Here is a 13143-nt window from a genome sequence, read left to right as displayed (position 1 = left end):
GGACGGACGCCGTGTCAGTCCTCGCCGTAGCGCGGATCCACCGTCTCCGGGGTCAGCCCCAGCAGTTCGGCGACCTGCTCGACGACGACCTCGTGCACCAGGGCGGCGCGCTCGTCGCGCCCCTTGGTGCGGATCTCCACGGGCCGCCGGTAGACCACCACGCGCGCGGGACGTCCCTCGCGCGCCGGAATCGTGCCGCCCAGCGGGACCGGCTCGTCCTGCCAGGCGTCACCCGGCCCGGTGAGTCGCGGCACCTCCAAGACGAGGAAGTCGATGTCGGAGAGCTGCGGCCAGTGCCGCTCCAGGCGTTCCACGGAGTCCTGCACCAGATCGGCGAAGATCTCGGCCCGGCTCGCGGCGAGCGGCACCTGCGGCGGCGCGATCGGGCCACGCATGCCTCGGCCGTGCCGGTCACGACGGCGGGGCCCGGGGCCGGTGGCACGGGGCGGTACGGGGGTGTCCATCACTGACGAAGCCTAGTCCCCGCCTCTCGCGTGCGCCCCGCGCCCACGCCCCGCGCGGGACGGCATCCGGCCACCCGACAGAGCGTGTCGCAGGTTGACCGTTCCAGCCAAGCTTGGGCTCGATTCTGTATCTCCACCGGACGGTCGAACTCAGGCCAAATAGCGCGGTTTGTGCCGAGAGGTGACCGGGCGCCAGGTCCGGAGTTCCCCGGAATGGGTGTGTCCGTGCAGGTCAGCGGGGTATGACAAGGGGGGTTCGGGGGACCTTCCGCAACACGACACGGGGGAGTGACCTGGTGGAGAGTCGTCGCGGCCCGCTCAAGAGTGCGGTACCGTCCAACGTCGTGAGCCCTGTACGTCGCTGTTCGCGCACCGCCTGCGGCCGACCCGCCGTCGCGACGCTGACGTACGTCTACGCCGACTCGACCGCGGTCCTCGGCCCGCTCGCCACCTACGCCGAACCCCACTGCTACGACCTGTGCGCCGAGCACTCCGAGCGCCTCACCGCCCCGCGCGGCTGGGAGGTCGTCCGGCTGCTCGACGGCTCCGCCCCGGCCCGCCCCAGCGGTGACGACCTGGAGGCCCTGGCCAACGCGGTGCGCGAGGCCGCCCGCCCGCAGGAACGCGCCGCCCAGGCCGGCGGCCGCGCCGCGGACCCCATGGAGGTCGCCCGCCGCGGCCACCTGCGTATCCTGCGCTCGCCCGACAACTGACACGGTTCCCTCGCCTCGGGGCCCGTCGTGCGCCCGGCCGCCCTCGCGGCCGACGCCTCTCCGGCGACCGTGCCGCCCCCGGCCGTCCGCGCAACCTCCGTACCCCCGCCCCCACTTCGGCCGCGACGGCCCCATCGCGCCCCGGCCCCGGCCGACGCCCCTCCGTCCACGCACCGGAGCGAACGGCGGACATCCGTGCGGTACGGGTAGTTTGGGGTGACCGACAGGACTTTCAGAAGGGTTGGCCGTGGCTGCTGATCTGTCGCAGATCGTGAAGGCGTACGACGTACGCGGGGTCGTCCCCGACCAGTGGGACGAGTCGCTCGCCGAACTCCTCGGCGCCGCCTTCGCCCGTGTGACCGGCGCGGACGCGATCGTGATCGGACACGACATGCGCCCCTCGTCCCCGGGACTCGCGGGCGCGTTCGCCCGGGGCGCGGCCGCGCTCGGCGTCGACGTCACCGAGATCGGCCTGTGCTCCACGGACCAGCTCTACTACGCGTCCGGCGCGCTGGACCTGCCCGGCGCGATGTTCACCGCCTCGCACAACCCCGCGCAGTACAACGGCATCAAGATGTGCCGCGCGGGCGCCGCCCCGATCGGCCAGGACACCGGCCTCACCGAGATCCGTGAACTCGTCGGGGGCTGGCGCGAATCGGGCGCCCCCGCCCCGGCCGCCACGCCGGGAACCGTGACCCGGCGCGAGACGTTGGAGGACTACGCGGCCCATCTGCGCTCGCTCGTCGACCTGACCTCCATCCGCCCCCTGAAGGTCGTCGTCGACGCGGGCAACGGCATGGGCGGCCACACCGTACCCACCGTCTTCGAGGGCCTGCCGCTGGACCTGGTGCCGATGTACTTCGAGCTGGACGGCACCTTCCCCAACCACGAGGCCAACCCGCTGGACCCGGCCAACATCGTCGACCTCCAGGCGCGCGTGCGCGAGGAGGGCGCCGACCTCGGCCTCGCCTTCGACGGCGACGCCGACCGCTGCTTCGTCGTGGACCAGAACGGCGACCCGGTCTCCCCGTCCGCCATCACCGCCCTGGTGGCCGCGCGCGAGCTCGCCCGCCACGGCGGGGAGGGCACGGTCATCCACAACCTGATCACCTCCTGGACCGTCCCCGAGGTCGTGCGGGAGAACGGCGGCACGCCCGCCCGCACCCGCGTCGGCCACTCCTTCATCAAGGCGGAGATGGCCCGCACCGGCGCGATCTTCGGCGGCGAGCACTCCGCGCACTACTACTTCAAGGACTTCTGGAACGCCGACACGGGCATGCTGGCCGCCCTGCACGTCCTCGCCGCCCTCGGCGGCCAGGAGGGCCCCCTGTCCGGCCTCGTCGCCGAGTACGACCGCTACGTCGGCTCCGGCGAGATCAACTCCACCGTCGCCGACCAGGGCGGGCGTATCGCCGCGGTCCGCTCCGCGTTCGAGGGGCAGGACGGGATCACCCTCGACGAGCTCGACGGGCTCACCGTCTCCTCCGCCGACTGGTGGTTCAACGTCCGGCCGTCCAACACGGAGCCGCTGCTGCGGCTGAACGCGGAGGCGCGGGACGCGGCGACGATGGCGAAGGTGCGGGACGAGGCGTTGGCGATCATCCGCGGGTAGAGCTGCGCGGCTGGGCGGGACTCGTCGGGCTGGTGCGTGTGCGCGGGTGCGGGTTTGTCGTGGCTTGTCGCGCAGTTCCCCGCGCCCCTAGGGGGTGCTGTGCTGCTTGTGCGTGGGTGCGGGGCGTTGTCGGCTGGTAGCGCAGTTCCCCGCGCCCCCAGGGGCGGCTGGTCGCGCTGCTCCCATCCCTCCCTGGGGGGAAGGGTAGGTCGGTGTATCTCCGCGTGGCATCTCCTACGGCGGTACGCTGACCAGGCACGTACGCATCGCCAGCCGCACCCCGAAGGGACGCCCCCATGCCGCTCGAAGCCGGCCTTCTGGAGATCCTCGCCTGCCCGGCCTGCCACGCGCCCCTCAAGGAGCAGGGCGCGGAGCTGATCTGCACCGGCCAGGACTGCGGTCTGGCGTACCCGGTCCGCGACGGCATCCCCGTGCTCCTCGTCGACGAGGCCCGCCGCCCCGCGTAACCCGCGTCGCACCCTCGTACGCCCCACTCGGCCCCCGCAAAGGCCCGCGCAAGCACCCCGCACCGACCCGGCGACCGGAGGCTTCCGCCCATGCTCGACGAATCGCTGCTCGACACCCCGGATGCCCTCGCGGAGGCCGACCGGCGCGCCCTGCTGCGCGGTGCCGCCGAAGCGGGCGCCCGGGTCCGCACCGCCGCCCGGCACGCCGCCGAGGCCGGCGTGGGCGAACTCAAACCGGACGGCCGCCCGCGCGGCGTCCTCATCGCGGGGCCGGGCCTCGCCGCCATCTGCGTCGCCGACCTGCTCGGCACGCTGGCCGGCCCCGGCAGCCCCGTCACCCGGCTGGCCCCCACCGGCGTCGCCCCCGCCGCGGGCGCCCTGCGCTGGGAACTGCCCGGCTGGGCGGGCTCCGTCGACCTGCTGCTGATCACCACCCCCGACGGCACCGAACCTGGCCTGTCGCTGCTCGCCGAGCAGGCCTACCGGCGCGGCTGCACCGTCGTAGCCGTGGCACCCGCCGGCACCCCGCTCGCCGACGCCGTGGCCAAGGCGCACGGCATGTTCATGCCGCTCGCGACCGCGCCCTACGAGGCGGACGAACCGCTCGCGGCCTCCGCCCCCGGCGTCCTGTGGGCCCTGCTCACCCCGCTGCTGGCCCTGCTGGACCGCGTCGGCCTGGTCACCGCACCCGCCGAGTCCCTGGAGAAGGTCGCCGACCGCCTCGACCACATCGCCGAACGCTGCGGCCCGGCCATCGCGACGTACAGCAACCCCGCCAAGACGCTCGCCGCCGAACTCGCCGACGCGCTTCCGGTGATCTGGACCGAGGGCGACTCCGCCGGGCCGGCCGGCCGCCGTTTCGCCTCCGCGCTCGCCGAACTCGCCGGCCGCCCCGCCCTCGTCTGGGAGCTCCCCGAGGCGCTCGCCGCGCACAGCGCCCTGCTCGCCGGCCCGCTCGCCGCCAGCGCCGACCCCGACGACTTCTTCCGCGACCGTGTCGACGAGGCGCCCGCGCTGCACGCGCGCGTGGTGCTGCTGCGCGACCGTCCGATCGGCGGCCTCACCGCCGCCCCCGCCGCCCGCGAGCTGGCCCTGAGCCACGACACGCCGATCAGCGAGCTGGAACCCGAGACCGGGGACGAGCTGGAGACCCTCGCGGAACTGATCGCCATCACGGATTTCGCCGCCGTTTACCTGGCGCTCGCCTCGGGAGCCTGATGTAGCCAGGGACGCCCTGACCGTCGTACGCGGAGACGAACCCGCGTCGTACGCAGAGAGAGCAGCAGACAGCGATGGACCGCCTCGACAACACCGTTCGCCCCTACGCCTGGGGCTCCACCACCGCGATCCCCGGGCTGCTCGGCGTCGAGCCGACCGGTGAGCCCCAGGCGGAGATGTGGCTGGGCGCCCACCCCGGCGCGCCCTCGCGCACCGCGCGCGGCACGCTCGCCGAGGTCGTCGAGGCGGACCCGGAGCGCGAGCTGGGGCAGGCGGCGGTCGCCAAGTTCGGCCCCCGCCTGCCGTTCCTGCTCAAGATCCTCGCCGCCGGCGCCCCACTCTCCCTCCAGGTGCACCCGAACCTGGCGCAGGCCGAGGAGGGCTACGCGGAGGAGGAACGGCGCGGCGTCCCCGTCGACGCCCCGCACCGCAACTACAAGGACGCCAACCACAAGCCCGAACTGATCTGCGCCCTCACCGAGTTCGACGGTCTGTGCGGCTTCCGCGACCCGGTCGAGACCGCCGACCTCATCGCCGGCCTCGGCGTCGACTCCCTCAAGCCCTACGTCGACCTGCTGCACGCCCACCCCGAGGAAGCCGCCCTGCGCGAGGTCCTCACCGCGATCCTCACCGCCGACCCCGAGGAGATGCACCGCACGGTCGCCGAGGCCACCGCCGCCTGCACCCGCCTCGGCGGCGCCTACGCGCCCTACGCCGACCTCGCCCACCACTTCCCGGGCGACCCCGGCGTCATCGCCGCCATGCTGCTCAACCACGTCCGCCTCCAGCCCGGCGAGGCCCTCTACCTCGGCGCGGGCATCCCGCACGCCTATCTGGACGGGCTCGGCGTCGAGATCATGGCCAACTCCGACAACGTCCTGCGGTGCGGCCTGACGCCCAAACACGTCGACGTCCCCGAACTCCTGCGCGTCGTCCGCTTCGAGGCCGCCGACGCCGGAGTCCTGCGCCCGGAGGCCGCCCCGGACGGCGAGGAGGTCTACGAGACCCCCATCGACGAGTTCCGGCTCTCGCGGTACGTCCTCCCGCCCGCCGGCGCCGCCCACGACCTCACCCGCGCCACCCCGCAGATCCTGCTCTGCACGGCCGGCACCGTGAGCGTCGGCGAGCACGAACTCGGCCCCGGCGCCTCCGTCTTCGTCCCTGCGGGCGAAAAGACCGACGTGTCCGGTACCGGAACGCTCTTCCGGGCCACCGTCGTCGCCTGAACGGACGTCATCCACAGCCTGGCGCCCCCCTGTCGCCCGGTGCTGCAACAATGACCCACCGGCAAAGGACGGGCAAAGCCGGGGGCCATGCCCCGGACGGCGTACGAAGGGACAACGCGAACACATGAGCGCGTCAGGCGGAACCAAGGCGATCGTGGCGGCACTCGCCGCCAACCTCGCGATCGCGGTATCGAAGTTCGTGGCGTTCGCCTTCAGTGGCTCGTCCTCGATGCTCGCCGAAGGCGTCCACTCGCTCGCCGACTCCGGCAACCAGGCACTGCTCCTGGTCGGCGGCAAGCGGGCCCAGCGCGAGGCCACCCCGCAGCACCCCTTCGGCTACGGGCGCGAGCGCTACATCTACGCCTTCCTCGTCTCGATCATCCTGTTCTCCGTCGGCGGCATGTTCGCCCTCTACGAGGGCTACGAGAAGATCAAGCACCCGCACGAGATCGAGCACTGGTACTGGCCGGTCGGCGTCCTCGTCTTCGCGATCATCGCCGAGACGTTCTCCTTCCGCACCGCCATCAAGGAGTCGAACGGCCTGCGCGGCAACCTCTCCTGGAAGGAGTTCGTCCGTCGGGCCAAGGCCCCCGAGCTGCCCGTCGTCCTCCTGGAGGACCTGGGCGCGCTCGTCGGCCTGATCCTCGCCCTCGGCGGTGTCGGCCTCGCCCTGCTCACCGGCGACGGAGTCTGGGACGGCATCGGCACCGTCTGCATCGGCGTCCTGCTCGTGCTGATCGCCGTCGTCCTCGCCATCGAGACCAAGTCCCTGCTGCTCGGCGAGTCCGCCGGTACCGAGGAGACCGAGAAGATCGCGGCCGCCGTCGTCGACGGCGACACCGTCACCGGCCTCATCCACATGCGCACCCTGCACCTCGGCCCAGAGGAGCTCCTGGTCGCCGCCAAGATCGCGGTACGGCACGACAACACCGCCACCGAGATCGCCCGCGCCATCGACGCCGCCGAGGACCGCATCCGCGAGGCCGTCCCGATCGCCCGCGTGATCTACCTCGAACCCGACATCTACAGCGCGGCCGAAGCAGCCAAGGGCCCGGACCGCGAGGCGACTCCGGGCGGCCCGGCCCCGACCGCCGGCCACTGAGGCGGCATCCCCGCCGCAACCTCCGCCAGCAGCACGGGCCCGCCGGTCTCCCCGGCGGGCCCGTCGCCGTTCCCGCTCACACGCCGAGAGGACCCACCGGCCACGGCGGCTCGGGGAGCGCGCCCCGCCGACGGACCTGCCGCGCGCCCGCGGCGGCCACCAGGCCCGCGAGCCCGAGGGCCAGCCCGACCAGGCCGAGCACGATCAGCGCCACGGGCGCCCTCCAGCCGTCCACCACCCGGCCCCGCACCGCGGCCACCGGCACCGTGCCGCCCTGTCCGCCCTGATAGAACCGCGAGTCGTTCGAGTTCGACCGGCGATCACCCAGCACGAACAGCCGCCCCTCGGGCACCTGCACTACGTACGGCTCGTTCACCCCGCCAGGCCCCCTGCCGTCCACGATCCCGTCGGCCACGTACGGCTCCTCCAGCGGCCGGCCGTCCACCAGCAGCCGCTGCCCCGCCCCCGTACCCGCGCAGCACTCGACACGGTCGCCGCCGACACCGATGACCCGCTTGACCACCAGCGCGTCGAAGCCCTGCACCTCCGGCGCCGAGAAGAGCACCACATCGCCCCGGCGGACCTCGTTCCCGTCCACCGACTCGTCGACGACCACCTTGTCGCCCACGGCGTACGTCGGCGTCATGGACTCGCCCTCCACCACGACCCTCTCCCGGCCCGCCCGCGCCCCCAGCACACTGCCTGCCACCAGCAGCAGACCCAGCACACCCAGCACCCACCCGGCCACCGACAGCCTGCGTGCCAGCTCCATGAATCCCACCCCTTCGCGCCCGCGTACGGCCGCCGACAGTAGCGCCCCGCCTACGGCACACCACTGGAGAACGGCCAGGGGGCGGGCGGTGGACGGGAAGCGTTCGGCCAGTGATCGGCCGGATGTCGCCGGAGGCGGACTGGGGGCGGCCGGGTCCACCGGTGTAGCTTGGGATGGAGCCAGACGTCGCTGCTGATGGCGGTCGGGCGGTCCCCAGTGGATCGTCCGAGGGAGAGAGGGCCTCCGACGGACTGCGCTGCGCGCACGCGGGCAACCGTGTCCTCCCGGGCACCCCTGTGTCCGCCGCCGCGCAGATCAGCCCTACCCACCTCGCCCCAATCCCGAGGAGCAGCTCGCAATGACGACTGTCGACAACCGACAGGACTTCAAGGTCGCCGACCTCTCGCTCGCCGAGTTCGGCCGCAAGGAGATCACCCTCGCCGAGCACGAGATGCCCGGCCTGATGTCGATCCGCAAGGAATTCGCCGCCGCCCAGCCGCTGGCCGGCGCCCGCATCATGGGCTCCCTGCACATGACCGTGCAGACCGCCGTCCTCATCGAGACCCTGGTCGCCCTCGGCGCCGAGGTCCGCTGGGTGTCCTGCAACATCTTCTCCACCCAGGACCACGCGGCCGCCGCCGTCGCCGTCGGCCCGAACGGCACGCCCGACAACCCGCAGGGCATTCCGGTCTTCGCCTGGAAGGGCGAGACCCTGGAGGAGTACTGGTGGTGCACGGAGCAGGCCCTGACCTGGCCGAACAGCCCCACCGGCGGCCCGAACATGATCCTCGACGACGGCGGTGACGCCACCCTCCTCGTCCACAAGGGCGTCCAGTACGAGAAGGAGGGCAAGGTCCCGGCGGTCGACACCGCCGAGAACGAGGAGCACCGGGTCATCCTCGAGCTCCTCCACCGCACCATCACCGACGGCTCGCAGAAGTGGACCCAGCTGGCGTCCGAGATCCGCGGCGTCACCGAGGAGACCACGACGGGCGTCCACCGCCTGTACGAGATGCAGCGCGACGGCGAACTCCTCTTCCCGGCGATCAACGTCAACGACGCCGTCACCAAGTCGAAGTTCGACAACAAGTACGGCTGCCGCCACTCCCTGATCGACGGCATCAACCGTGCCACCGACACCCTGATCGGCGGCAAGACCGCGGTCGTCTTCGGTTACGGCGACGTCGGCAAGGGCTGCGCCGAGTCCCTGCGCGGCCAGGGCGCCCGCGTCATCGTCACCGAGATCGACCCCATCTGCGCCCTCCAGGCCGCGATGGACGGCTACCAGGTCACGACCCTCGACGAGGTCGTCGACAAGGCCGACATCTTCATCACCACGACCGGCAACAAGGACATCATCATGGCCGCCGACATGGCCAAGATGAAGCACCAGGCCATCGTCGGGAACATCGGCCACTTCGACAACGAGATCGACATGGCCGGCCTCGCCAAGGTCCCCGGCATCGTCAAGGACGAGGTCAAGCCGCAGGTCCACACCTGGAAGTTCCCCGACGGCAAGGTGATCATCGTCCTGTCCGAGGGCCGCCTGCTGAACCTGGGCAACGCCACCGGTCACCCGTCCTTCGTGATGTCCAACTCCTTCGCGGACCAGACGCTGGCCCAGATCGAGCTGTTCACCAAGCAGGCCGAGTACCCGATCGGCGTGTACACCCTGCCCAAGCACCTGGACGAGAAGGTCGCCCGCCTCCACCTGGACGCGCTGGGCGTCAAGCTCACCACGCTGCGCCCGGAGCAGGCCTCGTACATCGGCGTCCAGGTCGAGGGCCCGTACAAGTCGGACCACTACCGCTACTGAGCCGGACCGCCGCCGCTTCCGCCCGAGGGCGGCAGCCCGGCAGCCCGGCCCGCCGCGGTGCGCGTCCCGTCACTGACGCGTACCGCAGCGCCCGGTCCTTCGAGGCAGGCCCCCGCACCCCCGTGCCGGGGGCCTGCCCCATGTCCGGACCGGTTTCTCGCCGAGGCTTCCGGGACGACTCGCCCCACGAGACCTCCGGACCAGCCCGTCAGAACCCAGGACCTCCATGCCCCGCGGCCGCTATTCGCTCCACGATCCGCACGACCACACCCCCCTCGCCGTCGAGCACTTCCACTGCGCGCCCGGCCCCTCGGGCTGGCGCTATGTCTCCCAGCTGACCACGCCCTCGGGCGACCACCACGGCTCCGTCGATCTGGCCCTCGACGAACTGGGCCGCCCCATCCGGCTGGAGCTTCACGCGGGAAGCTGGCAGGTGCGCGGCGCCGCGATCGACGGCGTCACCTGGGTCCGCACGGACCCCACCGGAACCCATGCCACCGAAGGCAATGTGCGCGCCCACGCCTTCACCGGCACGTCCCCCGCGTTCCTCGTGGCCACGGCCCGTCTCCTGCGCCTCACCCCCTCCGGACACGCCACCCGCGTACGTCTGGTCGCCTTCACCGACCCGGTCCTCGCCCCGCTCACCGTGGACCAGTCCTGGGCCTTGGTGAACAGCGAAGCACACGCCACTGACAACGGCCCTCTGACCGTGGACGAGTACCAGGTCACAGCCCTGGACACGGGGGAGCAGCACGCCGTTCACCTCGCCGGGGACGTGGTGCTCGCGGCGCCGGGGATCGAACTCGAGGACCTCGACACACCGCCGTCGCGGTTCGACCGGCCGGAGGCCGAGGACGGCGCGGGCTTCGACGAAGGGCCGGAATTCGGCTGACCCCCGGACCGCGCCGAGCCCTCGGGGCCTGCTCGGTCCGCCGAGCCGCGCCGGATCACGCGAGTCGCGCCGGGTTACACCGGGTCACGCCGGAGGCGCGAAGCCTCCGGCCGGCCGGTCGCTCGACGGCGTGTCCCGCGGGACCGCGCCCGGCTCGGCCTGCGACGAGGCCGGAGCGGACGTCACGGGGGCCGGAGCCGTGGGAGAAGCAGCAGAGGGGTTCACCGGCGTCGGAGCCGTGGGAGAAGCAGAGGCGCTCACCGGCGTCGGAGCGACAAAGCCACCCACCCCGTTCGGCCGCGCGGCCACAGCCCCGGCCCCCTTGCCGTACGCCCGCTGCACCTCGCGCACCTGCCGTTCCTGGAGCACCGCGGCCAGATAGGCGGCGGGCGGAACGCCCGGAGGCAGCGGCGAGCCCGTCCGGGCCGCGAGGTCGGACGCGAGCCGCTCGGCCATCGTCCAGCCGACCTGCGGATCCAGCTGCTGCATACGGGTCAGGTACTGGCGGACGGCCAGCCACAGCGCATCGGGCACCGCGGAGAGGTCGAGCGCCGAGAAACGCCCCGACAGCCAGGGCGGAGGCGGCGGCACGAACGAACTCCGCGACGCGGGCACCCGTTCACGCACCACCAGCGTCCCGGCGAAGACGTCCCCGAGCCGCCGGCCACGCGCCGACATGAGCGAGGCGATACAGGCGACCACGCCGAAGGTCATGAGGATCTCGACCACGCCCACCGCACCCCGCACCAGCGCGTGCCGGAACCGGATGGGCCCGCCGTCGTCCCGAACGACCCGCAGACCGCACGCCATCTTCCCGAGCGAGCGCCCGTGGCTCAGCGTCTCGACCGCGATCGGCGCGCCCACCAGCACCAGGACGAACGTCGCGATGGACACGGCCATCTGCGCCGCGTCGTCCAAGGACGCGGTGGACATCGCCAGGCCGATCGACACAGTCGTGTAGACGAGCCCTGCCACCACCAGGTCCAGCAGCACGGCCAGCGTCCTGCTCGGCAGTTTCGCCGGGCGCACCTCCAGTGCCACCGCCTCGCCCGTCACCAGCTCACTCACGCCCGCCGTCCTTCCCCGCTCTGCCCTGAGAACCGTCAGTCTGCCAAGCTGAGGGCGCATCGCGCCGCAGTGCGACAAGCTGACATCCGCGACGAGCCCGCCGACAAGCCGAGGAGCAGGCACACCGATGGACCTCGATGTCTTCGTCTCCGCCCACCGCGCGGAGTGGGACCGTCTGGACGCCCTCCTCGGGCGTCGGCGCAGCCTCACCGGAGCCGAGGTCGACGAACTGGTCGCTCTGTACCAGCGCACCGCGACCCATCTGTCGCTGATCCAGTCCAGCGCACCCGACCCGCAGCTCACCGGACGCCTCAGCCAGCTCGTGGCACGCGCGCGCAGCGCCGTGACAGGGACCCGGCGCGCCTCATGGCGTGACGTCACAACGTTCCTCACCCACGGCTTCCCGGCCGCGGTCTACCGCTCACGCCACTGGTGGGTGCCCACAGCGCTGATCTCCACCCTTGTCGCCGCGCTCCTGGGCTGGTGGATCGGTGCCCACCCAGAGGTGCAGGCGGCCATCGGCGCCCCCAGCGAGCTGCGCGACCTCACCCGCCCCGGCGGGCAGTACGAGACCTACTACTCCAGCCACCCCGCGACGTCCTTCGCCGCACAGGTGTGGACGAACAACGCCCAGGCGGCCGCGATGTGCCTGGTGCTGGGCATCTTCCTGGGCCTGCCCGTCCTGTGGATCCTCTTCCTGAACATGCTCAACCTGGGCGTCGGCATCGGCCTCATGTCGTCCGTCGGCCGGCTGGACGTCTTCCTCGGCCTCGTCCTTCCGCACGGCCTGCTGGAACTGACCGCCGTCTTCGTCGCCGCCGGCACCGGTCTGCGCCTCGGCTGGACTGTGATCGACCCAGGTCCCCGTACCCGCCGCACCGCACTCGCGGAGGAGGGCCGCGCAGCCGTGGGCATGGCCATCGGCCTGGCACTCGTTCTGTTCGTGTCGGGAGCCATCGAAGGCTTCGTCACCCCCTCCGGCCTGCCCACCTGGGCCCGCATCGCGATCGGCATCGCCGCCGAACTGGCCTTTCTCGCCTACGTCTACGTCCTCGGCGGCCGGGCGTCCCGCGACGGCGCCACCGGTGACGTCGATGCCGCCGAGCGCAGCGCAACCGTGCCGACCGCCGCCTGATGTGCGGACAGGTCTGCTGAGCTGCTAGTGTCCTCTTCGTCCCGCAGAAACCGTTGACACGGGTTCTGCCGGGAGGTAGATTTGAACAGTTGCCTGGACTGGACAAGATCCGGTCGGCGACAGGTTACAATCTACGAAGCTTCTTGAAACGTCGATCGCATCGATATCAACGAAGCCACCCCCCGATGAATCGGAAATGGATGGCCGGTCAGTCCGGTCCAAAACTTCTGATAAAGTCGGGATCGCCGGAAAGGGAAACGCGGAAGCGGGAACCCGGAAAGCACCGAGGAAATCGGGTCGGAAAAGGATCTGATAGAGTCGGAAACGCAAGACCGAAGGGAAGCGCCCGGAGGAAAGCCCGAGAGGGTGAGTACAAAGGAAGCGTCCGTTCCTTGAGAACTCAACAGCGTGCCAAAAGTCAACGCCAGATATGTTGATACCCCGTCTCCGGCCCTCGGCCGGGGCGAGGTTCCTTTGAAACAACACAGCGAGGACGCTGTGTGCGGGGAGATCATTCCTCTTCCCGCACCGCTCTCGTGGTGTTCGACCGGACTTACCGGTAGACATTCACGGAGAGTTTGATCCTGGCTCAGGACGAACGCTGGCGGCGTGCTTAACACATGCAAGTCGAACGATGAAGCCCTTCGGGGTGGATTAG

General features: G+C 71.7%; 12 protein-coding genes and 1 rRNA gene. 10 read left to right on the top strand and 3 right to left on the bottom strand.

Features of this window, described 5'->3' with window-relative positions; genetic code table 11:
• Window positions 1-14: 14 nt before the first annotated feature.
• The gene (locus ACFYR0_RS22745; protein ID WP_389331348.1) at window positions 15-464 is read right to left on the bottom strand and encodes a metallopeptidase family protein; all 450 of its coding nucleotides are present in this window, start codon (window positions 462-464) and stop codon (window positions 15-17) included.
• Window positions 465-760: 296 nt separating this feature from the next.
• Here ACFYR0_RS22745 and ACFYR0_RS22740 point away from each other — a divergent pair, with 296 nt between their 5' ends.
• The 6 genes from ACFYR0_RS22740 (at window position 761) to ACFYR0_RS22715 (ending at window position 6802) form a co-directional block, all read left to right on the top strand.
• On the top strand, window positions 761-1177 hold the full coding sequence (locus ACFYR0_RS22740; protein ID WP_389330910.1) for a DUF3499 domain-containing protein: 417 nt from the start codon (window positions 761-763) through the stop codon (window positions 1175-1177).
• A 247-nt stretch (window positions 1178-1424) separates the two neighbouring features.
• Window positions 1425-2789: a phosphomannomutase/phosphoglucomutase gene (locus ACFYR0_RS22735; protein WP_389330907.1), complete on the top strand. Its 1365-nt coding sequence runs from the start codon at window positions 1425-1427 to the stop codon at window positions 2787-2789.
• A 296-nt stretch (window positions 2790-3085) separates the two neighbouring features.
• The gene (locus tag ACFYR0_RS22730; RefSeq protein WP_389330904.1) at window positions 3086-3256 is read left to right on the top strand and encodes a Trm112 family protein; all 171 of its coding nucleotides are present in this window, start codon (window positions 3086-3088) and stop codon (window positions 3254-3256) included.
• Window positions 3257-3346: 90 nt separating this feature from the next.
• Window positions 3347-4474, top strand: coding sequence for an SIS domain-containing protein (locus ACFYR0_RS22725; RefSeq protein WP_389330901.1), 1128 nt, complete (start codon window positions 3347-3349; stop codon window positions 4472-4474).
• A 74-nt stretch (window positions 4475-4548) separates the two neighbouring features.
• Window positions 4549-5700 (top strand): mannose-6-phosphate isomerase, class I, encoded by a 1152-nt coding sequence (gene manA, locus ACFYR0_RS22720; RefSeq protein WP_389330898.1) that lies wholly within the window; start codon window positions 4549-4551, stop codon window positions 5698-5700.
• A 124-nt stretch (window positions 5701-5824) separates the two neighbouring features.
• Entirely contained in the window at window positions 5825-6802 is a 978-nt protein-coding gene (locus ACFYR0_RS22715; RefSeq protein WP_389330895.1) for a cation diffusion facilitator family transporter, read from the top strand.
• 76 nt (window positions 6803-6878) lie between these two features.
• Here ACFYR0_RS22715 and lepB read toward each other — a convergent pair whose 3' ends face one another.
• Window positions 6879-7574 carry a signal peptidase I gene (gene lepB, locus ACFYR0_RS22710; RefSeq protein ID WP_389330892.1) on the bottom strand — a complete coding sequence of 232 codons (696 nt, stop codon included), beginning with the start codon at window positions 7572-7574 and terminating at the stop codon, window positions 6879-6881.
• A 358-nt stretch (window positions 7575-7932) separates the two neighbouring features.
• Between lepB and ahcY the strand changes: the two genes are divergently transcribed.
• Window positions 7933-9390, top strand: coding sequence for an adenosylhomocysteinase (gene ahcY, locus ACFYR0_RS22705; protein ID WP_386379152.1), 1458 nt, complete (start codon window positions 7933-7935; stop codon window positions 9388-9390).
• 226 nt (window positions 9391-9616) lie between these two features.
• Window positions 9617-10282, top strand: coding sequence for a hypothetical protein (locus ACFYR0_RS22700; RefSeq protein ID WP_389330889.1), 666 nt, complete (start codon window positions 9617-9619; stop codon window positions 10280-10282).
• 84 nt (window positions 10283-10366) lie between these two features.
• On the opposite strand, the gene ACFYR0_RS22695 is transcribed toward ACFYR0_RS22700, so the two are convergent.
• Window positions 10367-11350 carry an RDD family protein gene (locus ACFYR0_RS22695; protein WP_389330886.1) on the bottom strand — a complete coding sequence of 328 codons (984 nt, stop codon included), beginning with the start codon at window positions 11348-11350 and terminating at the stop codon, window positions 10367-10369.
• A 127-nt stretch (window positions 11351-11477) separates the two neighbouring features.
• On the opposite strand from ACFYR0_RS22695, the gene ACFYR0_RS22690 reads away from it, so the two are divergent.
• Window positions 11478-12485 (top strand): stage II sporulation protein M, encoded by a 1008-nt coding sequence (locus tag ACFYR0_RS22690; protein ID WP_389330883.1) that lies wholly within the window; start codon window positions 11478-11480, stop codon window positions 12483-12485.
• Window positions 12486-13051: 566 nt separating this feature from the next.
• A 16S ribosomal RNA gene (locus tag ACFYR0_RS22685) occupies window positions 13052-13143 on the top strand; the annotation flags it as partial.

Source organism: Streptomyces sp. NPDC005017 (genome assembly GCF_042873115.1).
GTDB lineage: Bacteria > Actinomycetota > Actinomycetes > Streptomycetales > Streptomycetaceae > Streptomyces.
This window is presented reverse-complemented; position numbering and strand designations above follow the sequence as displayed.